This is a genomic window from Kribbella sp. NPDC051770 (assembly GCF_040681455.1).
GTDB lineage: Bacteria > Actinomycetota > Actinomycetes > Propionibacteriales > Kribbellaceae > Kribbella.
Genome location: NZ_JBFAYT010000008.1, coordinates 355,905 through 379,310, shown reverse-complemented (window position 1 = coordinate 379,310; position 23,406 = coordinate 355,905). Strand labels below are relative to the sequence as shown.

At 70.6% G+C, this 23,406-nt stretch carries 22 protein-coding genes; 4 read left to right on the top strand and 18 right to left on the bottom strand.

Going from position 1 to position 23,406, the window contains the following annotated elements:
* The first annotated feature begins 25 nt into the window (after nt 1–25).
* Nucleotides 26–2,203 (top strand): glycoside hydrolase family 3 C-terminal domain-containing protein, encoded by a 2,178-nt coding sequence (locus AB0M01_RS26830; RefSeq protein ID WP_363674166.1) that lies wholly within the window; start codon nt 26–28, stop codon nt 2,201–2,203.
* Here AB0M01_RS26830 and AB0M01_RS26825 read toward each other — a convergent pair.
* Complete coding sequence (locus AB0M01_RS26825; protein WP_363674164.1) at nt 2,200–3,264, bottom strand: ATP-dependent DNA ligase; 1,065 nt, start codon at nt 3,262–3,264, stop codon at nt 2,200–2,202. The genes AB0M01_RS26830 and AB0M01_RS26825 overlap by 4 nt on opposite strands.
* Nucleotides 3,265–3,332: 68 nt before the next feature.
* Between AB0M01_RS26825 and AB0M01_RS26820 the strand changes: the two genes are divergently transcribed.
* Nucleotides 3,333–3,836, top strand: coding sequence for a hypothetical protein (locus tag AB0M01_RS26820; RefSeq protein WP_363674162.1), 504 nt, complete (start codon nt 3,333–3,335; stop codon nt 3,834–3,836).
* Here AB0M01_RS26820 and AB0M01_RS26815 read toward each other — a convergent pair.
* The 3 genes from AB0M01_RS26815 to AB0M01_RS26805 all read right to left on the bottom strand — a co-directional run bounded on the left by AB0M01_RS26815 (nt 3,833) and on the right by AB0M01_RS26805 (nt 6,814).
* Nucleotides 3,833–4,027: a hypothetical protein gene (locus AB0M01_RS26815; RefSeq protein WP_363674160.1), complete on the bottom strand. Its 195-nt coding sequence runs from the start codon at nt 4,025–4,027 to the stop codon at nt 3,833–3,835. The genes AB0M01_RS26820 and AB0M01_RS26815 overlap by 4 nt on opposite strands.
* A 68-nt stretch (nt 4,028–4,095) precedes the next feature.
* Nucleotides 4,096–5,973: an ABC transporter ATP-binding protein gene (locus AB0M01_RS26810; protein WP_363674158.1), complete on the bottom strand. Its 1,878-nt coding sequence runs from the start codon at nt 5,971–5,973 to the stop codon at nt 4,096–4,098.
* Between the two features lie 70 nt (nt 5,974–6,043).
* Nucleotides 6,044–6,814 (bottom strand): enoyl-CoA hydratase/isomerase family protein, encoded by a 771-nt coding sequence (locus AB0M01_RS26805; protein WP_363674156.1) that lies wholly within the window; start codon nt 6,812–6,814, stop codon nt 6,044–6,046.
* A 309-nt stretch (nt 6,815–7,123) separates the two neighbouring features.
* Here AB0M01_RS26805 and AB0M01_RS26800 point away from each other — a divergent pair, with 309 nt between their 5' ends.
* Nucleotides 7,124–8,614: a heme peroxidase family protein gene (locus tag AB0M01_RS26800; protein ID WP_363674154.1), complete on the top strand. Its 1,491-nt coding sequence runs from the start codon at nt 7,124–7,126 to the stop codon at nt 8,612–8,614.
* Between the two features lie 45 nt (nt 8,615–8,659).
* Here the strand turns inward: AB0M01_RS26800 and AB0M01_RS26795 are convergent, their stop codons facing one another.
* Nucleotides 8,660–10,258 (bottom strand): ABC-F family ATP-binding cassette domain-containing protein, encoded by a 1,599-nt coding sequence (locus AB0M01_RS26795; RefSeq protein WP_363674152.1) that lies wholly within the window; start codon nt 10,256–10,258, stop codon nt 8,660–8,662.
* Between the two features lie 106 nt (nt 10,259–10,364).
* Between AB0M01_RS26795 and AB0M01_RS26790 the strand changes: the two genes are divergently transcribed.
* Nucleotides 10,365–11,276, top strand: a complete 912-nt coding sequence (locus AB0M01_RS26790; protein WP_363674150.1) for a neutral zinc metallopeptidase — start codon at nt 10,365–10,367, stop codon at nt 11,274–11,276.
* A gap of 66 nt (nt 11,277–11,342) precedes the next feature.
* On the opposite strand, the gene AB0M01_RS26785 is transcribed toward AB0M01_RS26790, so the two are convergent.
* The 13 genes from AB0M01_RS26785 to AB0M01_RS26725 all read right to left on the bottom strand — a co-directional run bounded on the left by AB0M01_RS26785 (nt 11,343) and on the right by AB0M01_RS26725 (nt 23,295).
* Nucleotides 11,343–14,324 carry a hypothetical protein gene (locus tag AB0M01_RS26785; protein ID WP_363674148.1) on the bottom strand — a complete coding sequence of 994 codons (2,982 nt, stop codon included), beginning with the start codon at nt 14,322–14,324 and terminating at the stop codon, nt 11,343–11,345.
* A 13-nt stretch (nt 14,325–14,337) separates the two neighbouring features.
* Nucleotides 14,338–15,270 (bottom strand): hypothetical protein, encoded by a 933-nt coding sequence (locus tag AB0M01_RS26780; protein ID WP_363674146.1) that lies wholly within the window; start codon nt 15,268–15,270, stop codon nt 14,338–14,340.
* Nucleotides 15,271–15,363: 93 nt separating this feature from the next.
* Nucleotides 15,364–16,035, bottom strand: coding sequence for a hypothetical protein (locus tag AB0M01_RS26775; protein WP_363674144.1), 672 nt, complete (start codon nt 16,033–16,035; stop codon nt 15,364–15,366).
* A 23-nt stretch (nt 16,036–16,058) separates the two neighbouring features.
* The gene (locus AB0M01_RS26770; RefSeq protein ID WP_363674142.1) at nt 16,059–16,853 is read right to left on the bottom strand and encodes a Tad domain-containing protein; all 795 of its coding nucleotides are present in this window, start codon (nt 16,851–16,853) and stop codon (nt 16,059–16,061) included.
* Nucleotides 16,837–17,271 (bottom strand): TadE/TadG family type IV pilus assembly protein, encoded by a 435-nt coding sequence (locus AB0M01_RS26765; protein WP_363674140.1) that lies wholly within the window; start codon nt 17,269–17,271, stop codon nt 16,837–16,839. Before AB0M01_RS26765 ends, AB0M01_RS26770 begins: the two co-directional genes overlap by 17 nt.
* Nucleotides 17,268–17,780: a TadE/TadG family type IV pilus assembly protein gene (locus AB0M01_RS26760; RefSeq protein WP_363674138.1), complete on the bottom strand. Its 513-nt coding sequence runs from the start codon at nt 17,778–17,780 to the stop codon at nt 17,268–17,270. Before AB0M01_RS26760 ends, AB0M01_RS26765 begins: the two co-directional genes overlap by 4 nt.
* Nucleotides 17,781–17,783: 3 nt before the next feature.
* Entirely contained in the window at nt 17,784–18,002 is a 219-nt protein-coding gene (locus AB0M01_RS26755; RefSeq protein ID WP_363674136.1) for a hypothetical protein, read from the bottom strand.
* Nucleotides 18,003–18,102: 100 nt separating this feature from the next.
* Complete coding sequence (locus AB0M01_RS26750; RefSeq protein WP_363674134.1) at nt 18,103–19,023, bottom strand: type II secretion system F family protein; 921 nt, start codon at nt 19,021–19,023, stop codon at nt 18,103–18,105.
* On the bottom strand, nt 19,020–19,925 hold the full coding sequence (locus AB0M01_RS26745; RefSeq protein ID WP_363674132.1) for a type II secretion system F family protein: 906 nt from the start codon (nt 19,923–19,925) through the stop codon (nt 19,020–19,022). Before AB0M01_RS26745 ends, AB0M01_RS26750 begins: the two co-directional genes overlap by 4 nt.
* 9 nt (nt 19,926–19,934) lie before the next feature.
* Nucleotides 19,935–21,245, bottom strand: a complete 1,311-nt coding sequence (locus AB0M01_RS26740; protein WP_363674130.1) for an ATPase, T2SS/T4P/T4SS family — start codon at nt 21,243–21,245, stop codon at nt 19,935–19,937.
* Entirely contained in the window at nt 21,242–22,045 is an 804-nt protein-coding gene (locus AB0M01_RS26735; protein WP_363674128.1) for a hypothetical protein, read from the bottom strand. Before AB0M01_RS26735 ends, AB0M01_RS26740 begins: the two co-directional genes overlap by 4 nt.
* Nucleotides 22,045–22,767: a hypothetical protein gene (locus tag AB0M01_RS26730; RefSeq protein WP_363674126.1), complete on the bottom strand. Its 723-nt coding sequence runs from the start codon at nt 22,765–22,767 to the stop codon at nt 22,045–22,047. Before AB0M01_RS26730 ends, AB0M01_RS26735 begins: the two co-directional genes overlap by 1 nt.
* A 63-nt stretch (nt 22,768–22,830) precedes the next feature.
* Nucleotides 22,831–23,295, bottom strand: coding sequence for a hypothetical protein (locus AB0M01_RS26725; protein WP_363674124.1), 465 nt, complete (start codon nt 23,293–23,295; stop codon nt 22,831–22,833).
* Nucleotides 23,296–23,406: the final 111 nt, after the last annotated feature.

Genomic DNA, 23,406 nt, shown 5'->3' with positions numbered 1-23,406 from the left:
CGGCGCCGGGTGGTTAGCTGGCCCGATGGATGACGTCGTGGGGCAGCTGACGGTCGAGGAGAAGGCGGCGCTCTGTCTGGGCGCCGACATCTGGCACACCGCCGGGATCGAGCGGCTCGGCGTACCGGGGGTGATGCTGGCCGACGGCCCGCACGGCCTCCGCCGGCAGCCCGACGGCGGCGATCACGTCGGCATCGGCGGCAGCCTGCCCGCAACCTGCTTCCCGACCGCGAGCGCACTCGGCTCCTCGTGGGACGTCGACCTGGTACGCCGGGTCGGCGCGGCGATCGGTGCCGAGGCGCGAGCGCAGGGCGTCGCGGTGGTGCTCGGACCGGGGATCAACATCAAGCGGTCGCCGCTGTGCGGACGCAACTTCGAGTACCTGTCGGAGGACCCGCTCGTCTCGGGCGTGCTCGGCGCGGCGCTGGTCGACGGCCTGCAGAGCCAGGGCGTCGGCGCGTCGCTCAAGCACTTCGCCGCGAACAACCAGGAAACCGATCGGTTGCGGGTCAGCGCGGAGGTCGACGAACGAACGCTCCGGGAGATCTATCTCGCCGGGTTCGAGTACGTCGTACGGAACGCCCAGCCGTGGACGGTGATGTGCTCGTACAACCGGCTCAACGGCGTGCACGCCTCGGAGAACCACTGGCTGCTCACCGAGGTGCTGCGCGACGAGTGGGGTTTCGACGGGTTGGTGATGTCGGACTGGGGCGCGGTGCACGACCGGGTCGCGTCGCTGGCGGCCGGGCTCGATCTGGAGATGCCGCCGAAGCTCGGGATCAGCGATGCCGCGATCGTCGCGGCCGTCGCGTCCGGTGAGCTGGACGAGGCGGTGCTGGATCAAGCAGCGCAACGTGTACTGAAGCTCGCGGCGCAGGCCCAGCCGACCTCAGCTGACTTCGACGTGAAAGCGCATCACTCACTGGCCCGAGAGGCCGCAGCCTCCAGCGTGGTGCTGCTGAAGAACGACAACGTCCTCCCCCTCGCGCCGGCCGACGGTGAGCTGGTCGCGGTGATCGGCGAGTTCGCCCGCACCGCGCGATACCAAGGCGCCGGCAGCTCGCAGGTCAACCCGACGCGCGTCGAAAACGCCTTCGACGAGCTGCGTGCCGCCCTCCCCTCCAGCGTCCAGCTCGAGTACGCCGCCGGCGGCGACGAAGCCGTCGCCCTCGCCGCGCGCGCCGACCACGTCATCGTCTTCCTCGGTCTCCCCGCAGCCGAGGAGTCGGAGGGCTTCGACCGCACCCACCTCGACCTGCCCGCCGAGCAACTCGACCTCCTCGCGGCCCTCGACGACCCCGCGATCGTCGTGCTCAGCAACGGCTCGGCGGTCCGCCTCGCGCCCTGGGAACAGAACGCGTCCGCCATCCTCGAATGCTGGCTGGCCGGTCAGGCCTCCGGCGGCGCGGTGGCCGACGTCCTACTCGGGAAGATCAACCCGTCCGGCCGCCTCGCCGAGACCCTGCCGCTGCGGCTCGAGGACACCCCGGCGTACCTGAACTTCCCCGGCGAGCACGGCCGGGTCCGGTACGGCGAGGGCGTGTTCGTCGGCTACCGCGGCTACGACGCCGTCGGCCGCGAGGTCAGCTACCCGTTCGGCCACGGCCTGTCGTACACAACCTTCTCGTACGACGACCTGACGGCGACCGTCGCCGACCTGAGTGTCAACCTCAGCTTCACGGTCACCAACACCGGCGACCGCGCCGGCCAGGAGGTCGTCCAGCTGTACGTCGGCGACCCGGTCGCACGGGTCCGCCGCCCGGTGCGCGAGCTGAAGGGCTTCCGGAAGGTCGCCCTGGAACCCGGCGAAAGTGTCGACGTCGACTTCACCCTTACCCCGCGCGACCTCTCGTACTGGTCGACGGAGCACGGTCGCTGGGTGCTCGAAGGCGGCGAGTTCGAGCTCGCGGTCGGTGCGTCCTCGCGGGATCTCCGGCTGACGACCACGGTCGATGTGGACGCCCCGCCGCTGCTCCCCCGCCTCGACGAGATGGCGACCCTCGAGGAGTGGCTCGACCACCCCGCGGGCGCGGCCGCGCTGCGCGAGCTGATCGGCGTCGATGCCGAGGGCAACCCCCAGGGCATCCTCGCGAGTCCCGACCTGCTGAAGCTGATCGGGAACTTCCCGCTCACCAGCATCGCCGCGTTCCCCGGCCTCGGCCTGACCCCGGAAGGCGTCAAGCAGTTGCTGACGAGGATCTAGCCCAGGACGTCGTCCAGGGCGAACTTCACCGGCTCCTCGAGCTGCTCGTAGGTGCAGGACTCCGGCGTACGGTCGTCGCGCCAGCGGACGAACTGCGCGGTGTGCCGGAACCGCACGCCCTCCATGTGGTCGTACCGCACCTCGACCACGCGCTCCGGCCGCAGCGGCACGAAGCTCAGGTCCTTCCCGGCCTGCCAGCGGCTGCCCTCGGCGTTGCGCGGCGTCCGGTTGCCCTCCTCCTGCTTCGCCCAGGCCCACGGGTGGTTGTCGAAGTCGGTGACGAGCTCCTGCATCTCCTCGAACAGCTCCTCGCGCCGAGCCATCGGGAACGCCCCGATCACACCGACGCTGGCCAAGACGCCGTCGGCGTTGAAGAGCCCGAGCAGCAGCGAGCCGATCCGGTTCGGCCCGCTCTTGTGCACGCGGTACCCGGCGACCACGCAGTCCGCCGTCCGCTCGTGCTTGATCTTGAACATCGTCCGCTTGTCCGGCTCGTACAGCCCCTGCAACGGCTTCGCGATCACACCGTCCAGCCCGGCGCCCTCGAACTGGTGGAACCACTCCGTGGCCAGCGCCTTGTCGGTGGTCGTCCGGGTCAGGTGGATCGGCGTCTTGGCCGGCGCGAGTGCCTCCTCCAGCGCCGCGCGGCGCTCGGCGAACGGCCGCTCGGTCCAGTCGGTGTCGCCGAGCGCGAGCAGGTCGAACGCGACGAACCGCGCCGGGGTCGTCTCGGACAGCATCTTCACCCGCGACGCCGCCGGGTGGATCCGCTGCTGCAGCACCTCGAAGTCGAGCCGGTCCCCGGACTCGCCGACCACGACGATCTCGCCGTCGATCACGCAGCGCTCCGGGAAGTTGGCCTTGACCGCCTCGACCAGCTCCGGGAAGTACCGGGTCATCGGCTTCTCGTTGCGGCTGCCGATCTCGACCTCGTCACCGTCGCGGAAGATGATGGAGCGGAACCCGTCCCACTTCGGCTCGAAGCTCACCTCGCCGTCCGGCATCTGCTTGACCGCCTTGGCGAGCATCGGCTTGACCGGAGGAACCACGGGTAGCTGCATGCCGCCATTCTGCCCGCGGACGGGGCATGATGGAGGGATACCGCACGGTAGGGACCGGAGGTACCGCGATGTACGACGTCGTACTGCTCGTCGAGCAGGAGCTGTCGCAGGAGGACGCCCAGCGGGTCGTCGAGCTGCACCAGGACATGCCCGAGCCGGTGAAGTACCACGTGCTCGTGCCGTGCCACAACGCCGAAGCCGGCGTCGAGGCGTCGATCAGCGCCCTCGGCACCGCCGACCTGTACGGGAGCGGTCTGGTCGACCAGCGCGAGGAGCTGGCCGAGGCGCAGAAGGCGATCGACAGCGAGGCCCGCGACTGCACCGGCCGCAGCGTGCAGCGGTTGCGCGACCTCGGCCACGAAGCGGTCGGCGGGATCTCGCACGACCGCCCGATCGACGCGCTGACCGCGACCGTCGACAAGGTGAGCGGCCAGGAGGTCATCATCCTGACCCGGCCGCACATCGTCGCCGAGTTCTTCCACCTGGACTGGACGAACTCAGCGCGCCGGCACCTCGGCGTACCGGTGCTGCACCTGCTGGAGCACGACCCGGAGAAGGCGAAGAAGGGTTAGTGCACCAGCAGCGCCGCGTAGGTGAGGCCGCCGGCCAGGGCGGCGAAGAACGCTGACAGCCCGCGCCGCAGGGTGTGGGCGCCGACCTTCCCGTAGTGGATGCCGTCCTCGGAGTTGTACGCCAGCCGGAAGCCGGTGTAGCTCGCGCCGAGGACGAGTGCGCACTTGATCATCCCGAGTCCCTCCCTCACGTCAGGACAATGCTTTCGCCTCTCAACAGTACGGCGGTTGATAGGCGAGTGCCCCAACGGGTCGGGCCCTACACGCCCGCGGGCGACTCCGCGAACTGGGTGCGGTAGAGGTCGGCGTACTCACCGTTGAGGGCGAGCAGCTGCTCGTGCGTCCCGCGCTCGACGATCGTGCCCTGGTCGACGACCAGGATCTGGTCGGCGTTGCGGACCGTGGAGAGCCGGTGCGCGATCACCAGCGAGGTCCGGCCCTCGAGCGCGGTGTCGAGCGCGCGCTGCACGGCGACCTCCGACTCGGAGTCCAGGTGCGCGGTCGCCTCGTCCAGTACGACGATGTGCGGCGCCTTCAGCAGCAGCCGGGCGATCGCCAGCCGCTGCCGCTCGCCACCGGACAACCGGTGCCCGCGGTCGCCGACGACGGTGTCCAGCCCGTCGGGCAGCGTGGAGACGAGATCCCACACCTGCGCCGAGGTGAGCGCCTCGATCATCTGCTCCTCGGTCGCGTCCGGCTTGGCGTAGACCAGGTTGGCCCGGATCGTGTCGTGGAACATGTGCGCGTCCTGCGTCACGTACCCGACGGCGTCGTGCAGCGACTCCAGCGTCACCTCGCGGACGTCGTGACCGCCGACGCTGACGGCGCCGCCGGTCACGTCGTACAGGCGGGCGACCAGGTTGGTGATCGTGGTCTTGCCGGCGCCCGAGGGACCGACCAGCGCGACCATCTGGCCGGGCTCGACGGTGAAGCTCACGTCGTGCAGCACCTGGGACGACGCGCGCTTGTCCAGGACCGCAACCGACTCGAGGCTCGCCAGCGAGACCTGGTCGGCGGTCGGGTAGGCGAACTCGACGTCGTCGAAGGCGACCGACGCGACGTCGGCCGGTAGCGGCTTCGCCTCCGGGCGGTCCTGGATCATCGGCTCCAGGTCGAGCACCTCGAAGACCCGCTCGAACGAGACCAGCGCGGTCATCACGTCGACCCGCACGTTGGACAGCGCGGTCAGCGGCCCGTACAGCCGGCCGAGCAGCGCGACCAGCGCCAGCAGGGTGCCGACGGTCAGGGTGTCCCGGACAGCGAGGTTGCCGCCGACGCCGTACACGAGTGCGGTCGCCAGCGAGGCGACCAGGGTGAGTGCGGTGAAGAAAACCCGGCCGAGCATCGCGGTCCGGATCCCCAGGTCGCGGACCCGTCCGGCGCGCTCGCCGAACTCCGCGTTCTCCGCGGACGGGCGGCCGAACAGCGTCACCAGCAGCGCGCCGCCGACGCTGAAGCGTTCGGTCATCGCGGTGGACATGTCGGCGTTGAGCTGCATCTGCTCGCGGGTCAGCGCGGCCAGGCGGCGGCCGAGGACACGGGCCGGGACCAGGAAGACCGGCAGCAGCAGGATCGCGACCAGGGTGAGCTGCCAGCTCAGCAGGAGCATCGCGCCGACCACCAGGATCAGGCTGATGATGTTCGAGACGACGCCGGACAGCGTCGAGGTGAAGGCCTGCTGGGCACCGATCACGTCGGTGTTGAGCCGGGAGACCAGCGCGCCGGTCTGGGTGCGGGTGAAGAACGCGACCGGCATCTTCTGGACGTGCGCGAACACCTTGGTCCGCAGGTCGAAGATCAGTCCCTCACCGATCTGCGCGGAGTACCAGCGCTGGACCAGACCGAGACCGGCCTCCACCAGCGCGAGCAGCGCGACCAGCAGGGCCAGGCCGGTCACCAGGCCGGCGTTGCCCTTGGAGATGCCGTCGTCGACGATCTTCTTGAACAGCAGCGGCGAGGCGATCACCAGGAACGCGGACACCACCACGAGCAGCAGGAACACGGTGATCTGCCACCGGAACGGCTTCGCGAACCGTACGATCCGCTTGACCGTGCCCTTGGCGAGCTTCTGGTTGACCACCGAGGCGTCCTGCCGGCGCCAGCTGCCCGGCCCGCCTCTCATCATCGACTGCGACATTCGGCTCCTCCCCGCTGTCCACCTTTCAACCTCAACAACACTCGAGGTCAAGCCCTTCTTCCCGCTGCGATCAGCTCAAGTACGCCGCCAGCGCCGCGAGCCGGCGCTGCTGGGCCTCCCGCTCGGCCTTCAACTGCTCCTCGTACGTCCGGTCGGCCGCACCGAGCAGCAGCGCCTTCGTCTCCCGTACGGCGTCCGGAAGCGGGGTGAGCAGTGCGTCGGCCAGGTCCTTCACCGTCGCCTCCAACTCCTCCGCGGGGACCACGATGTTGGCCAGCCCGATCTCCCGGGCCTCCTGCGCCTCGACGAAACGACCCGTCGCACAGATCTCCAGTGCCCGCGAGTATCCGACCAGCTGCACCAGCGGCTGCGTCCCGCCGAGGTCGGGCACCAGGCCGAGCGACGTCTCGCGCATCGCGAACTTCACGTCCGGCGCGACGACCCGCAGGTCACAGGCCAGCGCGAGCTGGAACCCGGCGCCGATCGCGTGCCCCTGCACGGCGGCCACGCTGACGAACTCCGGCCGGCGCAACCAGGAGAACCCGGCCTGGATCTCGGCGATCGTCGCGTGCACCTCGTCGACCGGCTTGGTCCCGAGCGCGAGCAGCGGCTCCTCGCCGTCCACCGGCTCGGCCGTCATCAGCCGCCGGTCCAGCCCGGCCGAGAACGACGGCCCCTCCCCCGACACCACGACCACCCGGACCTCGGCCGGCAGGCTCGCGCCGAACGCGGCCAGCGCCCGCCACATCCCCGGCGTCTGCGCGTTGCGCACCTCCGGCCGGTCCAGCACCACGCGGGCGATCGGGCCGTCCACCGTCAACCGCAGTCCACTGTTCTCCATGCCCGCAAGATACGCGATCGCACCGACAGCGTCCCGGGTGGCTCACTTCTGTCATTCCGGTGAATTCGGCGGAACGAATCCCTAGGCTGATTCCCGAGAGGCTCACGATTTCGGGGGTAATACCTGATGACAAAACACGCACGGAACAGTTTCTTCATCGTCGGCGAGGGAATCGCCGAATCCGATTCCACCGGTACGCCGCACACCCGGCGGCCGACCGTCGCCGACGAGTAGGAGTTCCGCTTCTCCCGGCTGGGTCCGCCAGGCCCGGCCGGCGGCGAGGCGCTGAACACCGCGCTGGCCACCGCGATGACCGAGCCGGCGGCCACCCAGCCCGACGGGACCGTCCCGGCCGGCTTCACCTACCTCGGCCAGTTCGTCGACCACGACCTGACCATGGACCGCAACGTCGACAAGCTCGGCGGCCCGATCGACGTCGAGGACCTTCTCCAGGGCCGGTCACCGGCGCTCGACCTGGACTCGGTGTACGGGCGCGGACCGGCCGACGCCGAGGACCGGCGCTTCTTCGCCGCCGACGGTGTCCGGCTCCGGACCGGCGCCTCGCAGGGCATCCCGCTGCCCGACGACCCGGTGGTGAACCAGGACCATCCCGGCTTCGACCTGCCGCGCAGCAGCGCCGGGGACACTCCGGCGGCCCGGCGGGCGGCCGTCGTACCGGATCAGCGCAACGACGAGAACCTGGTCGTCGCGCAGCTGCACTCGGCGTTCATCCGGTTCCACAACCGCGTCGTCGACCGGCTGGCCGCGAGCGGCACCGCGCCCGACGACCTGTACGCCGCGGCGCACGGCGTCGTCGTCCGGCACTACCAGTGGCTGCTGCGGACCGACTTCCTGCCGCGGATCGTCGACCCGGCGATCGTCGAGGACGTCTTCACCCACGGCCGCCGATACTTCGACGTCCCGCCGGCCGGGCGCCGGTCGGCCGACACGCCGGCCACGATGCCGATCGAGTTCTCGGTCGCGGCGTACCGGCTCGGGCACAGCATGGTCCGCGGCGCCTACCAGTGGAACCGGCTGTTCAACAGCGACGGGCCGAACAAGATCGCCACGCTGCTGCAATTGTTCACGTTCACCGGAGACAGCGGCAATTTCACGCCGAATTCCACCGTCGAGCAGCTCGACGACGTCAATGCGGCCGGGCTGGAACGGCTGCCGAGCAACTGGATCGTGGATTTCCGGCGGCTTTTCGACTTCACCGAGGCCGGGCGCAGCGACCTGGCCCCGCCGGACGGCCAGCTCAACCACGCGAAGCGGATCGACTCGCTGCTGGTCGACCCGCTCGCGCTGCTGCCGGCCGGTACGTTCGGCGGCCGCGGTACGACGATCGCGCCGGCGCAGCGCAACCTGGCGTTCCGGAACCTCACCCGCGCCGACATGGTCCAGCTCGCGACCGGGCAGCAGATGGCGGCGTTCCTCGGCGTACCGGCACTGACCCGCGAGGCGATCCTGACCGGCGCGCAGGGCGCCGTACTGGACGCGATGCCGGAGGAGCAGCGGGAGCGGCTGGCCCGCGCGACGCCGTTGTGGTTCTACGTGCTCCGCGAGACCGAGCTGAACAGGGGACAGCTCGGTGAAGTCGGCGGCCGGATCGTCGCGGAGACGTTCCACCGGGCGCTGGAGAACAGCCGGACGTCGATCAGCCGCGAGCCGCACTGGCGTCCCACGCTCGGGCCGGACGAGAACACCTTCCGGATGACCGACCTGCTGCTGTTCGCGTTCGAGGGCAGTCCCGACCTGCTCAACCCGCTCGGCGACGCCGTCGTGGCGACCGCCGTCTGACCGCGCGGCGGGTGTCTCCCGGCGTTGGGAGACACCCGTCGTGCCTCAGGCCAGCGACACCAGGTCGGCGTACTCGTTGGTCCAGAGGTCCTCGACGCCGTCGGGCAGCAGCAGGACGCGCTCCGGCTCGAGGGCCTCGACGGCGCCCTCGTCGTGGGTGACCAGGACGATCGCACCGGCGTACGAGCGGATCGCGTTCAGTACCTCGGCACGCGACGCCGGGTCCAGGTTGTTGGTGGGCTCGTCGAGGAGCAGGACGTTCGCCGCGGAGACGACCAGGCTGGCCAGCGCGAGGCGGGTCTTCTCACCACCGGACAGCACCCGCGCGGGCTTGTCGGCGTCGTCACCGCTGAACAGGAACGAGCCGAGCACCGAGCGGGCCTGGGTCTCGTTCAGGTCCGGCGCGGCGGACTTCATGTTCTCGATGACGGTCCGGTTCATGTCCAGCGTCTCGTGCTCCTGGGCGTAGTACCCGAGCTTGAGCCCGTGCCCGTCGATCACCTCGCCGGTGTCGGACTTCTCGATCCCGGACAGCACCCGCAGCAGCGTCGTCTTGCCCGCGCCGTTCAGACCCAGTACGACGACCCGGGAGCCGCGGTCGATGGCCAGGTCGACGTCGGTGAAGATCTCCAGCGACCCGTACGACTTCGACAGCTCCTTGGCCATCAGCGGCGTCTTGCCGCACGGCGCCGGCGTCGGGAACGAGATCTTCGCGACCTTGTCTGCGGCCCGCGCGTCCTCCAGGCCGGCCATCAGCTTCTCGGCCCGCTTCAGCATGCCCTGGGCCGCGGTGGCCTTGGTCGCCTTGGCGCGCATCTTGTTCGCCTGCTCGACCAGCTGCGACGCCTTCTTCTCGGCGTTCGCGCGCTCGCGCTTGCGGCGCCGCTCGTCGGTCTCGCGCTGGGTCAGGTACGCCTTCCAGCCGACGTTGTAGACGTCGATCTCGGCCCGGTTGGCGTCCAGGTGGAAGACCCGGGTGACGGTCTCCTCGAGCAGGTTCACGTCGTGGCTGATCATGATCACGCCACCGGGGTACTGCTTGAGGAAGTCGCGCAGCCAGACGATCGAGTCGGCGTCCAGGTGGTTGGTCGGCTCGTCGAGCAGCAGCGTCTCGGCCTGCGCGAACAGGATCCGGGCCAGCTCGACCCGGCGGCGCTGACCGCCCGACAGCGTGCTCAGCGGCTGGCCCAGGACACGGTCCGGCAGCCCGAGGTTCGCGGCGATCCGGGCCGCCTCCGACTCCGCGGCGTAGCCACCGGCCGCGTGCAGGTCGGCCTCGGCGCGCTCGTAGCGGCGCATGCCCTTCTCGCGGGTCTTGTCGTCGGCGCTGGCCATCTGCTTCTCGGCGTTGCGCAGGCGGCGTACGACCTCGTCGAGACCGCGGGCGGACAGGATCCGGTCCCGGGCCAGGACGGCCAGGTCGCCGGTCCGCGGGTCCTGCGGCAGGTACCCGATCTCACCCGAGGAGGTCACCGAACCGCTGGCCGGCAGCCCCTCGCCGGCCAGGATCTTGGTCAGCGTCGTCTTGCCGGCGCCGTTGCGCCCGACCAGTCCGACCTTGTCGCCGGGACCGACCCGGAACGACGCCGGAGCGAGCAGCTGCCGGGCCCCGACCCGGACCTCGACGTTGGAGACGGTGATCATGGCGGCGCAGAGGTCCTCAAGGTCGGGTGGCAGCGGGAGGACACGCGTCGGCGACGCCACGTGACGAGGCGGCCTGTGATCGGTGTCCAGGTCTAGTGTAGGTGCTGTGAAATTCAACCCGGACGCCGACTTGGACACCAGCGGCGTGGAGGACACCCGCGGCACCGGCGGCGGAGGCGGCGGCCTGCTCCCCGGCGGCATGGGCATTCCCGTCGGCGGCGGCATCGGCGGCCTGATCCTGCTCGTCGTCGTACTGCTGCTCAACGGCGGCATCCCCGGCGTGGGCGGCGGCGGCTCCGACGAGCCGACCGTCCGCAACACCGCCGAGGGGAACCTGGACAGCTGCAAGAAGGGCACCGATCTCACCAAGAACGAGAACTGCCGCTTCGTGGTCTACCAGAACTCGATCCAGGGCTTCTGGGCCGCCGAGCTGCCGCGGCGCGGGAAGAAGTACGTGGCCGCGCCGATGCGGGTCTTCGACGGCCAGGTGAACACCGGCTGCGGTGCCGCCTCGAGCGCGGTCGGCCCGTTCTACTGCCCGCCGGACAAGCGGGTGTACCTCGACCTCGGCTTCTTCAACACCCTGCAGACCGAGCTCGGCGCCAAGGGCGGCAACTTCGCCGAGGCCTACGTGGTCGCGCACGAGTACGGCCACCACATCCAGAACCTGTACGGCTACCTGGACCGGATCAAGACCCGCGAGGGCCCGACGTCGGACTCGGTCCGCTCCGAGCTGCAGGCCGACTGCCTGGCCGGTATCTGGACCAACCACGCCACCACCGCCAAGGACGCCCAGGGCGACACGTTCATCTCCGGCCTGACCGACGACGACATCGACCGCGGCCTGGATGCGGCCGCGTCGGTCGGCGACGACCGGATCCAGCAGAAGACCCAGGGCCGGGTCACCCCGGAGAACTTCAGCCACGGCACCGCCGAGCAGCGCCAGCGCTGGTTCCGGGTCGGGATGGACTCCGGCGACATGAGCTCCTGCGACACCTGGAACACCCGCCAGCTCTGACACCGCCCGGTACGACGAAGGGTCCGCTCCCCTACCGGGGAACGGACCCTTCGTTCGTGCTGGGTACTACGCGACCTGCGCCGGCCGCCGGTAGCCCGGGAGGAGCTCGTCGACCAGGTGGTCGGTCTCCGGCTCGGCGCCGCGGGGGCCGCCGTGCTTGGCGAGGGCGGCGTACATCTGGCCGGCGATCGTGCTGACGTCCTCCGACGTACCGAAGTGCGACGCCAGCCGCAGCGTCGCGCGCCACAGCTCCTCCGAGGCGGGAGCGAAGCTCAGGCCGGTCTGGAGGGCCGTGCGGGCCAGGTTGCCGTCGTTGTGGCGCAGGCTGGCCTCGGCCAGCTTCAGCGCGGCGTCGACGACCGCCTCGGCCATCCGGCGCTCGATGCCGGACGCCGCGAGCCACGAGTACCGCCCGGCGGGCAGGCCCGACCAGGCCTGACCGTGCACCAGGCTGAGCGCCGTCGACAGCGGCTGCCGCGGGTCGTCCATCAGCTCGGACTGCTTGGCCAGCGTGCGGAACACGTCCCAGTCGACCCGGACGACGCTGCGGTTGAGCATCCAGCGGCCCGACTCGTCGGCGTACATGGCGTCGACACCGACCCACTGCCGGGTGTGCTCGAGCGCCGCGTTGCGCAGCTCGTCGCTGATCCCGCGCGGCCAGATCGACCCGGCCAGCACGTTCGGGTGGACGCCGTAGTCCTGGCTGGCCAGGAACGCGACGATCTCCGTCGCGAGCTGCACGCGGCCCTCGTCGATCGGTCCGCGGGCGTCGACCTCGACCGGGCCGAGCAGGTCGACCTCGACCGGCGCCGCCTGACTCAGGTCGGTCGACGAGAACTCGTACGCCGGCATGTCCTGCTCGACCCGCCGCTTGTCCCGCGCCTCCGACTCGGCGGTCTCGAACAGCGCGACCAGGTCGGCGAACTGCGCCGGGTTGATGCTGTGGGCATCGACCTCGAGCCCGAGCAGCCGGCAGACGGCCTGGTTCTTCTCGTCCACCACGAACCGCCAGGGCGCGTCCAGCACGTCGCCGACGACGACCACCGCGACGCAGCGCTTCGGGTCGGCCGCCAGCCGGGCCAGCTGCTGCTGCTCCTCCAGCGACGGCGGAGCGGACACGAAGATGATCTCCGGGCCCCAGAGCACCGCGTCGGGCTGCGCCATCCGCACGGTCGCGACCGAGTCGGCGTCGCGCCGAGCGCAGGCCTGCACCTGAGCGTCCGTACGCCGGGTGACCTGCTGCACCGCGTCGTCCAGCCTGGTCCAGTAGCTCAACCGGGCCGGAGCCAGCGACGACAGGTCGTCACCGAAGCCGACCATGCTCACGTGCGCGCCCTCGGACCACAGGTTCGTGGCCAGCTCAGCGGCCAGTGAGCCGACGACGTCGCGGGACGCGTTGGTGACACCGCCGAAGCTGACCACACCGCGCGCGGTGTCGAGGTCGACCAGCACGGTCGCGCCGTCGGCGTTCCGGCCGATCGTCACCAGCGTCGGGTACGGCGCGGGCGCCGTGACCTCGCTCGTCGGCGCGTACGCGCGCCGCAGCACCCAGCGGCGCCCGTCGGCGATGACCTGCCACGGCGCCGGCGGCGGAGCCTGGGACTCCCCCGGCTCCAGCACCAGCGTCAGCGCCCGGTCGGTGACCAGCGCGGCCACGACGACCGGCATCAGCCGGTTCGCCTCGGTCATGCTCGCGCCGAGCTGGCGCAGCGAGTTGTCCACGAACCGCGCGGTCGGTACGTCGGCCGCCAGCCGCAGGTCCACCTCGGTCTGCCGGTTCGCCGCCGACTTCGGGCCCGGGCCGAGCGCCCAGCCGCGGCGCCGCTTCAGCGCCACCGCGAGACCGGCCGCGAGCAGGGTCGCGCCGAAGCCGTAGATCCCGGCCTCGGTGGCGCTGATCCCGTCACCGGACTCGGCGACCGCGACCGGCACCGTCGTACCGCCGGCGGCCGGGTCGCCCGGCTGGGCCTGCGTCGTACCGGGGCCGTGCGGGCGGGTCGCGTCGACGGTCGGGTCGGCCGGCTTGGTGTCCTTGACGCCGGCGCCGCTGCCGATCGCGATCGACGACGGCTTCTCGACGCCCTCCTCCTCGAACCAGCGGCTGCCGGTCCCGGGCTTGGCGTCGGTCGAGGCCTTCACCGTCGGCTTGGCCGGGACCTTCGGCGTCACCTTCTCCTTGGTGTCGGTCGTGTCCGGCGACAGCTTGTCGTCCTGCTGCTGCACCTTGGTGTCGATCGCGACCCGGACCGTGTGCACCCCCGGCCCCTTCGCGTCGGCCGGCAGCCGCACCTGCCAGCCCGGCATGATCAGGTCCGGGTTGGTCAGCCGGCGCCCGTCGGGCTGCAGCTTGTTCTTGTTGAGGTCGTAGATCTCCTTGTACCGCCGGCCCTCACCCAGGTACCGCTCGGCGATGTCCCACAGGCAGTCGTAGTTACGCCCCTCGGGCGGCCGCACCTCGGTGTACTTGACGACCTGACCGGACTGGTCGTTGTTCGTCCGTACGCCGGTGTGCCCGCCACTCAGCACCGTGCTGCGCTTCTCGGTCTGCCGGTACGTCGACACCGAGTCGTCCCCACCCTGCGACACGCTGATCGACGTCGGCGCGACCCCGCTCGTCGTCACCGCGCTGGCCACGGGCAGCGTCACGCTCGCGGCCCCCGCGATCAGCACCACCCCCGACACCAGCCGCCGCGCCAGCGTCTGCGACCCACCACCGAGCGGAATCCGCGGCGACAACCCGTGCCCCCGCACCTCGGCAACCGCCTCCGCGACAAGACACACCACGAAGTGCGCCCACGCCAGCCAGACGACGACCCCGATGATCCCCAGCACCGTCTCGATGCTCAACTCGCTGAACAGCACGTCCCGCGAGGGCATCTCGTCCGGCCACGGCTTCCCGAAGAACGTCACCAGCACGTACGGCACCCCACCGACGATGGCCAGCACCGCCAGCAGCGAAACGAACCCCTTCACCCGGTCCGCCGCCGCACTCCCCGCGCTGCGCTGCGGCAACCGCGCGCTGCGCACTGGGTCAGTCGTCTTCACCATCGTCGTCCCTCCATCAGCCACCGATCCCCTGCACCTCTTGCACAGGCAACCGCTGCACAGCGTGCACGTCCGCCTCGCCGACGGTGGTCCAGTCCTGCAGCGCGTCCGGCCCACGCCAGTAGTCGACCTGCCAGTGGATCGTCAACTTGACCGTGTACATCCCGTCCTGCTGTTTGGCGCTGGATCGCTTGTAAACGTGGCTGCAGCCGCTCAGTTGGTGGAACGGGTCCTGAGCCTCGTCGTACCCGTCCGACCCGAGCGGAAGCATGCCCTCGAGGCAGTCGAACGGAGGCGTCCCGTCACCGGGATCCACCTTGATCCGAGTCACCATCGCCCGCATCGTGAGCCGTGTTCCGGGCTTGTAGTTGGCCCGGTCGATGTCGGACCCGTAGTTCTTCAGCACGTACGAAGTCTCCGGAGCCAGCGCGAAGTACGCCGGTACGTTCACCCGCGGGGTGTAGGTCGGCTTCACCAGCAGCACCGGGTCGGGGTAGGCCTCGTCGAAGTAGGTCCAGAACTGGTCCATGTACGACTCCGGAAGGCACTGCCGTTTCTCCTCTGCGGAGACCGGCACGATCGCCCGCTCCAGGTGCGCCTTCTCACCGCCGTAGTTGCTGCCCAGGTCGTAGTCGACGATGGTCAGGCGGAGCACCCATTCCTTGCCCTCCGGCGCCTTCCCCAGTTCGATGCCCCGCGGCACCGGAAAATCGCGGCACGGGATGAACGGTCTGCCGGCCAGCCTCTCCCGCCAAGGCGGTGGAGCATCGCCCCACGCGATCTGCCCCGCGCTGCAGTACGCGCCGAAGCCGCTCGAGTTCGCGTACATGCTGCAGACACCGTCACCCAGGTGGATGGTGTCGGCCGTGGCAGTCGGGGCGGGCAGAGCGACCAACAACGCGAGCACGGTGCTCAGGGCAATGAACCCACGGGCGACCCGGTTGCGCATCCTCACTCCTGACACTGGACCTGCTGGCAGATTATCGTCGCTCAGGGGCATCATGCCCAGCGAGTCACGTGATTGCCCCCACGCCTTTCCGGCCTAGGCCGGATACCGCACGGTGGCGCAGTTGATGCCCTTCGGCACCGGCCGAACCACCTTGTACATCGTCCAGCCGACCCCGCTGCGCACCATGTCGATCGCCTCGGCGGTCCCTTTCGGCGCGACTACGACGAACTTCCGCGTCTTCGGGTTCCACCACTGCAACCGCTGCGAGCGGCACAGGTTGAGCCGCACCACGCCGTACGGCTGCTTCGACGTACCGACCACGACGATGCTGCCGGGCGGGCGCATCACCCAGCCGGAGGCCTTCGCCGCGTCGATGTTGATCGCGGTGTCGGCGTAGAAGAAGGCCGGGAAGCTGGTCTTGACGATGTTCGAGTCACGCTTGACCAGCGCCTGGTAGTAGAGCGGGTACTTCGCGACCAGCCCCTGCACGGCAGGCTCTGCGCCGAAGCGGCCTGGCACGACCGTCACCTGCCCCGCGGGCGGCTTCGGCGGAACCGTGGTCGCCGGCCTGGTGGGCTTGACCGTCGACGACGCCGGCGGTGCGGTCGGCGGGCTGAGCGTGATCGTCGGGTCGTCCGCGGGGGTCTCGCTGACGCCCTCGGGCATCCCGCCCCGATTCGTGTCGTCGCTGCCGCTACAGCCCGCGAGGACCGCCAGCGCGACGAGCGGCACCAGGACGCGGGCAAAGGATGAACGGACGCGCACAGCGCTGCTCCTCGGCGTACTCATCATCCGCCCGCGCTCGTCGGCGGCGTCGACGGCTTGGGCGACGTCGGTTTGGGTGACGTGGTGTCGGACGGGTCGTCGGTCGGTGTCGGGCTGTCCGTCGGCGTGATGCTCGGCGTACAGGTCGACGGGAACGGGATCGGGATCGGCGGCTCCCAGCGAGGCGTCGGCGAGCCGATCGTCCACTTCGGGCAGGGGAAGTCGATCGGGGGCGGCTCCGCGGTCGGCCTGACCGTGACGCCAGGGCCGTCGCCGGACGTCTCCACGACCAGCGGCGGGATCTTCGTCGGGGCGTCGTCCGGCTTCGAGACGCCCTGTTCGGTGTGGGCCTCGCCGACTCCGCTGGCGGTCAGGTTCTGGATGCCGACCATGCCGAGGAAGGTGGTCTTGTTGTCGATCTTGACCTGGACCTGCAAGTGCTCGGTGTCGATCACGGTCGTCCCGCACTCGGTGACCGCCGGGTCGTTCTGGGTCACCTTGGCGCAGAACGTTCCGACCGCGTCGCCTGCCTTCGTGATGTCGATCTTCGCTTCGGGAGAATTGAAGTCGATGGTGCTGACGCCGGCCCGGGCAGCTTCCTGGGCGTAGCCGACGGCCCTCGAGCGAGCACCCAACTGGCGGCCGCCGTCGATGACGAGGCCGGCCAGGGTGAAGATCATCAGGGCGAGGATCACGACCGCGGGGCTGAGGGCGCCGCGGTCGTTGCCGGGGGCATCGATGCGGAACCAGCTGCCGAGGCGGGTGAGGGTTCGGCGTACGGCGGGCGCTCGGCCCGCCCGGTCACGGGTTCTCGCCATCCCGGACTCCGCGGTAGGGGTCGAGAGAGCTGGAGAACTGCTTGGTGATCGTCGTGTCGCCACCGATGCCCAGCAGTCCGAGGTCCCGGTAGTTGATGGTGCAGGTGACCTCGACCGACAGCGGAGTGCCGGCGACGAAGCCGGTCGTGATGGCGCCCGAGGCCGAGGCTTTGCAGGACTCGACGGCCTGGTCCATGGTGCGGGTGACCGCCTCGTCGACCTTGGCCTGGGCCTGGGCGAGGCTGCGCTCCTGGCTCGCCGACCGGGCGCCGTCGCGCGCGGCGTTCTCGAGCAACGACGAGGTCTGGAAGTACCTGCCGCAGGCCAGCAGGAAGAAGAAGAGGATCAGGAGGATGGGGGCGAGAATGACCATCTCCAAGGCCATCGTGCCGCGTTCGTTCCGTCGTGGTCTGCTCATTCGCCGTCGTCCGCTTCGAACTCCTCGATCGGGCCGGTCGCCGTACGGGAGACCGTGAGCTTCAGGCCCGGAACCAGGGAGATGGTCTCGCCGGTGACGGTGAAGGACACCTGACCTTCGGGATCGTTGTACGCCGGCGTCTCGACCTTCACATCGCCGAGGGAGTCGCCGCCGCCCAACTGCTGCGCGTACGCCTCGATGTCGACGCGGACCTTCTCACCGACCGCCGTGGTGTACAGCTCGGGCTGGACGAGCCGCAGCCGCGAGACACCTTCCTGGGCCGCGTTCAAAGCCACCGACCGCCCGTACAACCACAGCGCCGCCTGGATGGACACGAAGATCAGCGCCAGGATCGTCGGGGCGAGGATGGCCAGCTCCAGGGAGCTGGCTCCCCGCTCCGAACGGCGCGACGAGGGTACGCCGAAGTGCCGCCTGGAGCGGCCGGCTCCGCCGGTCCGGGCGAGGCGGTGCCCGGTGGTGGCGGTGGTGCGCCGGCGTCCCTGCGGCACGCGTCAGCCCTTCTGGATCTCGCCGGTGCGCTTGTCGATGACGCCCTTGACCACGGCGCCGATGGCGATCGCGGCGGCGACCAGGATGGCCGAGATGATCGCCCACTCCAGCGCCGAGGCGCCGAGCTCGCTCTCACCGCGGCGGGCCCGGGCCCGCTGGTTGTGGGCCCGCGCCAGTGCGTACCCGACCATCGCGCGCACGAACTGCACTTCCACGTTCATCCGATTTGCCTTCCCACTCTTGAGCCCGACCGGGCCTCAGTATGCCCGGTACGACGACCGGAACCGCTCGACGGATCCCTTGCCCGATCCGCCGTCACCGCTAACTTCCCAGGATCGCGGCTCCTGCCGGGTAGCCGAGGAAGAGCATGAAGGCGGCGCACATGACCAGCTGCGCGACCAGCATGGACTGGGAGCGCTCGCCGGCCTTGCCTTCGACGTCGGCGAGCTCCTTGCGGCGCAGGGAGGCGGCGCGCGACAGCAGGGAGGCGCGGATCTTGGCGCCCTCGTCGCCGGCCAGGGCCAGCGCGGAGGCGAGGTCGCGGAGCTCCTCGACGCCGAGGTCCTCGCCGAGGCGGGCCATCGCGTCCCAGGGGGTGATGCCGATCAGGCGGGCGTTGGCCAGCGCCTGGCGGATCCGGGCCATCGCCCAGTGGTCGCCGATCGTCGACGCGGTCATCAGCGCCTCGGGCAGGCCGCGGCCGCCGGCCAGGTTCATCGCGACCAGGTCGAGGAAGCTGCCGACCACGTGCCGGAAGTCGCGTCGGCGCTCCTCGGCCTCCTGGCGCAGCGCCAGGTCGGGCAGGAAGAAGGCGAACGTCATCGCGGCCAGCGTGACGACGGCCGGGGCGGCACCCGGGGCCGGGAAGCCCACGTACGCCGCGGCGAACAGCACCAGCGGGATGAAGACCAGCGCGCCGAGCGCGAAGAACACCTTGGTGGCCAGCATCGCCGCGAACGGCTGGTTCATCACCGCGAGGTCGCGGCGCAGCTTGCCGAACGCCCAGCCGCGCGCGTTGGCCTCGGCCTCGAGCCGGCGGCCGAGGCTCTCGCGGGCCTTGTCGACCCCGCCGAGCACCTTCTCCCCCGCCGCGCTCGCGGTCGAGGCGCTGCTGTAGCCGGCCCGGCCGGCGTCGATCCGCGCGATCGTGGAGAGCACGTTGGGGGCCGGCCGGACCAGCATCCGGACCAGCAGGAACACCCCGGCGCCGACCAGGCCGCCACAGACGAAGGCCCAGGTCATCCGCCCACCACCTCCATCCGTTCGTCGCCGGCCCGCGCGGACCGTTTGTCGTCGGCCTTGATCAGGAACCGCTCGGGGACCTCGATCTTGGCCAGCTTGCGCAGCCAGACCAGGCCCACGGCGTACAGGGCGATCACCAGGAAGAGCACGAACTGGCCGATGAAGCTGGTGTACGGCTCGACGTACTCCGGGTTGAACAGCACCAGCGCGGCCGCGACCACCAGCGTGATCGCGACGACGACCTGGACCGACCGCCGGGTGGAGCGCCGTTCGGCGGCGACCTTACGGCGTACGTCGAGCTCTTCGCGGGCCGAGTCGGCCAGGGCGGTCAGCACCTCGCGCAGACCCGGGCCGCGCAGCCGCGCGTTCAGCACCAGCGCGGCGACGATCAGGTCGGCCGACGGGTCGTCGAGGTCGTCGGCGAACCGCATCAGGGCCGAGGGCAACGGTTCGCGGATCCGCAGGCGGTCGACGAGCAGGTTGAGGCCGGGCTTGATCGCCGGGGCCGCGTTCACCGCGGTCGCGGGGATCGCCTGCTCCAGACCGACCGCGCCGGCGATCGTGTCGCGCAGCGCCTCGGTCCAGGTGGCGAGTGCTTCCAGCCGCTCGATCGCGCGGCGTTCCTCACCGGTACCGCCGAAGAAGCGGTCGGCCATCGCGGCCAGCAGGCCGAGCGCGACCGCGAGCACCAGCCAGCGGGTCACCACCAGCACGAGCAGCCCGACGACGACACCGGCGCCGAGCCGGGTGAGCTGCCGCCGGTTGTCGGCACTGCGGCTGCGCTTGAACAGCGACGGTGTCTCCTCGCGCGGCAGCGTGCCCCGCAGGGCGATGATCAGCAGCAGGATCCCGCCGCCGACGATCGCGCCGCACAGCAAGGCGATCAGGGTCCGGTCGTTCATCGGATCACCTCACGCCCACCGGCCGTGCACCATCGGCTGGTAGCCGAAGTGCTCGAGCTCGTCCATGCAGGAGATCGGCGCGTGCGCCGCCGCCCGGCCGTCGGGTCCCGGGGCGAACACCTCACCGGACAGCACCCGGCCGTCCCAGCCGGTCACCTCGCGGATGCTCTCGACGTACCGGGTCAGGGTGCCGCCGTGCTGGTAGTCGTTGTGCTTGCGGACGAACACGACGAAGTCGAGCGCGCCGGAGATCAGCATCTGGGTGGCTTCCATCGGGAGCCGCTCGGTGGCCTGGATGGCGTAGGTGCTGATCCGGTTGAACACCTCCATCGAGCTGTTCGAGTGGATCGTGGACAGCGAGCCGTCGTTGCCCTGGCTCATCGCGTTCAGCATCGTGACGATCTCGTCGCCGAGCACCTCACCGACGATGACGCGGCTGGGGTTCATCCGCAGCGAGCGACGGACCAGGTCGGCCATGCTGACCTCGCCGACGCCCTCGGAGTTCGGCAGCCGCTCCTCGAACGCGACCACGTTCGGGTGCAGGTCCTTGAACTCGCCGAGCCCGAGCTCGAGCGAGCGCTCGACGGTGATCAGGCGTTCGTGCGGCTGGATCTCGTTGGCCAGCGCGCGCAGCAGCGTGGTCTTGCCGGAGTTGGTGGCGCCCGCGATCATCACGTTCTTACGGGCCGCGACGGCGGCCTTGAGGAACGAGCCGATCTCGTCGGAGAACGTCCCGTTGGCCACCAGGTCCTTGAGGAACACGCGACCCAGCCGCGAGCGCCGGATCGAGACCGCCGGGCGCGAGGTCACGCCCATCACGGCGGACAGTCGCGAGCCGTCGGGCAGCCGCAGGTCGAGCTGCGGGTTGGCCGAGTCGAACGGGCGGCTGGTCAGTCCGGCGTGCGCGGCCAGGACCTGGATCAGCTCGACCAGCTCCTCGTCGGACTCCGCGACCGGGCCGGGCCGCTCCTCGCGGCCGTCGCCGTACTGGACGAAGACCTGGTCGCAGCCGTTGATGTCGATGTTCTCGACCTCGGGGTCATCGATCAGCGGCTGCAGCCGGCCGACGCCGAACAGCGCGGAGTGGATCGCGCCGGCGATCTGGGCGTCGTCGTCGGGCGTCGGGGGCGTGCGGCCCTCGGCGAGCTCGTAGCGGGCGTGGTCCTCGAGCACCTGGACGATCAGCGAGCGGGCGTACTCGCGCTCGTCCTCGGCGCTCATCGGCGGGACGCCGTTCACCTGGTCGCGGCGGCGCTGCTCGTTCAGCCGCTCGGCGACCTGGACGCGCAGCTTGCGGACCAGCTCCTGGTCGGTGATCACCGCCGTACCTCCCCGTCAGGGAACGCGGCCTGAGCCATGTCGTACTCGTACTGCGAGGGCGCACCGACCACCGCGGCCATCTCGGCCGCGATCTCCGCGCCGGTGCGGATCAGCGTGGTCTTCTCCAGCCGGCCCTGTCCGCGCCCGTCGAAGAACGCGGCCCCGGCCGGGTCGTAGGCCAGATGCCAGCGGTGCTGGATCTGGATCGACATCGCGTCCAGCACAGACCAGACCTGCTTCACGCCGTCGCGGCGCTTCGGGTCGGCCACCACGACCACGCCGAGCTTGGCGTCCACGTGGTGCACCAGCGACGACAGCCGCTCGCGCAGGTGCGCCACGGACGAGCCGGTCGCCGTACAGACCAGGACGACGAGCCGAGCAGCCTGTACGACGGGCAGCTGCGGCGACGCCGGCCCGATCCGCCCGCAGTCGGCCAGTACGTCGGTGCTGTGCATCTGGTTGAACGTGAGACCCAGCGGCGCCCAGAGACCGCCCATGCCGCCGATCTGCTCCGGCGAACGGACCCCGAGCATCACGTCGAGCCCGCCGTCGAGCTGCTGGCTGTGCGCCATGATGACCTCGTCGCCGAGGCCCTTGCGGCCGGCGGCGGCCAGGCTGACCAGTCCGCGGTCGGAGTTCAGCGGCTGGCCGCCGGGTGCGGTCATCCGGATCGCGACGTCGCTGCCGGCCGGGTCGCACTCGGTCAGCAGCACCTGCCGCGGCCAGAGCGCTCCCAGCACCAGGCTCGCGGTCGTCACCCCCGGCGAGCCCTTCGCGCTCGCCAGCGCGACCAGTGCCATCAGCGGGCTCCGGGCAGGTTGGAGACCTCGGGCCGCACCGAGTCGGACAGCTTGACCAGGACGAGCGTCTTCGCCGCGGCGGCGGCGGAGATGGTGGTGGCCTTGCTGAGGGGCACCAGCACGGTCACGTTGACCGTGCTGTTCGCGCCGCTCTTGGCATCGGTCAGCGCGCCGCTGGTGTTCGTCACCCGGGCCGCGTTGGCGAGCACCTCGGGCACGCCGCCCTCGGCATTGGCGGCCGGGATCCGGACCAGCCGGACGACGTCGCCCTGCTGGACCGCCTCGGCCGGCGCCCGACCACTCTCCAGGCTGACACCGACCAGCGCGCCGTCCTCCGGCACCGGGTCGGCGATGAAGTTCTGCGGCGTCACGAACTGGCCGGCGTAGATCCAGGACGTCGTGTACTTGTCCTTGAGCGTGTCCCGCTCGGACCAGAGCACCAGCGCGGCGGTGTTGCCGGCCAGGTCGCCGCGGGTCAGGTCCTTGTCCTCGATCTGGTGACCGGGTGGCAGGTTCCCCCGGACCGCCACGAAGTACTGCCGGTCGCCGCTGCGCAGCGCGATCAGCGTGGAGCCGGCCGCGCCGAGCAGGATCAGGATCACCGCCAGGGCGGCCAGCGCGGGGCGGCGTTCGCGGCTGCCGGGGAGGCGGCGGCCGGAGCCTCCGGGCTTGGCCGCGCGGGAGCCGGCGGCCTGGGGACGGTTGGTGGAGGAGAAACTCACGCGCCTACCGTAATGGCCAGTGGGTGCCAAGCAGACCGTCTGGTCCACAGCGTGGCGAGGCTGTTACCGCGCGGACACGTCCGCGGCCTCCTCGGGCGTCAGCAGGTCGGTGAACGCACCCGGTCCGCCGTACAACTGGTCCAGATAGGTGTAGAGCGCCTGCAGGCAGCGGCCGAGCTCGCCCTGCCACTCCGGATCCGCGGCCAGCTCGGCGGCGAGCTCGCGGCCTTCGGCCAGCGTGACAGCGGCGTTCACCGGCTGGTCGAGGCGCGGATCCGCTTCTGTAGTTGAAAGATCCATCGATCGGCGGACGGTCTGGATCCGCGCGGCGAGCGCGGTCCGCTCCGGCTCGGGCAGCAGCCGGTCGAAGCCGGCGCCGCCGGACAGCTCGTCGAGGTAGCTGATCAGAGCGCCGAACAGCTCCAGGCCGTCGTACTCCGGGCCGGTGACGTTGGTGTGCCGCAGCCGGGCGGTCAGGCTGCGGGCTTCGGCGATGGTCCACTGCGACGGCGACAGAACGGTGCTCACCGGCCCAGCCTGGCACATCCAGGTTGATGCATCAGGCAACGAAAGTGGACGGCCGATGTCAATCACCCACCGTTTTCGGATCGAGATCGACAGTTGGTTGCCTGGTGGAAC

Bases quoted from the DNA above. Each gene is read 5' to 3' on its own strand.
- AB0M01_RS26795 (WP_363674152.1), bottom strand. From the start codon at position 10,258: ATGATCACCGTCTCCAACGTCGAGGTCCGGGTCGGGGCCCGGCAGCTG.
- AB0M01_RS26735 (WP_363674128.1), bottom strand. From the start codon at position 22,045: ATGGCACTGGTCGCGCTGGCGAGCGCGAAGGGCTCGCCGGGGGTGACG.
- AB0M01_RS26745 (WP_363674132.1), bottom strand. From the start codon at position 19,925: ATGAACGACCGGACCCTGATCGCCTTGCTGTGCGGCGCGATCGTCGGC.
- AB0M01_RS26765 (WP_363674140.1), bottom strand. From the start codon at position 17,271: ATGAGCAGACCACGACGGAACGAACGCGGCACGATGGCCTTGGAGATG.
- AB0M01_RS26820 (WP_363674162.1), top strand. From the start codon at position 3,333: ATGTACGACGTCGTACTGCTCGTCGAGCAGGAGCTGTCGCAGGAGGAC.
- AB0M01_RS26800 (WP_363674154.1), top strand. From the start codon at position 7,124: ATGACCGAGCCGGCGGCCACCCAGCCCGACGGGACCGTCCCGGCCGGC.
- AB0M01_RS26750 (WP_363674134.1), bottom strand. From the start codon at position 19,023: ATGACCTGGGCCTTCGTCTGTGGCGGCCTGGTCGGCGCCGGGGTGTTC.
- AB0M01_RS26830 (WP_363674166.1), top strand. From the start codon at position 26: ATGGATGACGTCGTGGGGCAGCTGACGGTCGAGGAGAAGGCGGCGCTC.
- AB0M01_RS26810 (WP_363674158.1), bottom strand. From the start codon at position 5,973: ATGTCGCAGTCGATGATGAGAGGCGGGCCGGGCAGCTGGCGCCGGCAG.
- AB0M01_RS26785 (WP_363674148.1), bottom strand. From the start codon at position 14,324: ATGGTGAAGACGACTGACCCAGTGCGCAGCGCGCGGTTGCCGCAGCGC.
- AB0M01_RS26770 (WP_363674142.1), bottom strand. From the start codon at position 16,853: ATGGCGAGAACCCGTGACCGGGCGGGCCGAGCGCCCGCCGTACGCCGA.
- AB0M01_RS26825 (WP_363674164.1), bottom strand. From the start codon at position 3,264: ATGCAGCTACCCGTGGTTCCTCCGGTCAAGCCGATGCTCGCCAAGGCG.
- AB0M01_RS26805 (WP_363674156.1), bottom strand. From the start codon at position 6,814: ATGGAGAACAGTGGACTGCGGTTGACGGTGGACGGCCCGATCGCCCGC.
- AB0M01_RS26780 (WP_363674146.1), bottom strand. From the start codon at position 15,270: ATGCGCAACCGGGTCGCCCGTGGGTTCATTGCCCTGAGCACCGTGCTC.
- AB0M01_RS26755 (WP_363674136.1), bottom strand. From the start codon at position 18,002: ATGAACGTGGAAGTGCAGTTCGTGCGCGCGATGGTCGGGTACGCACTG.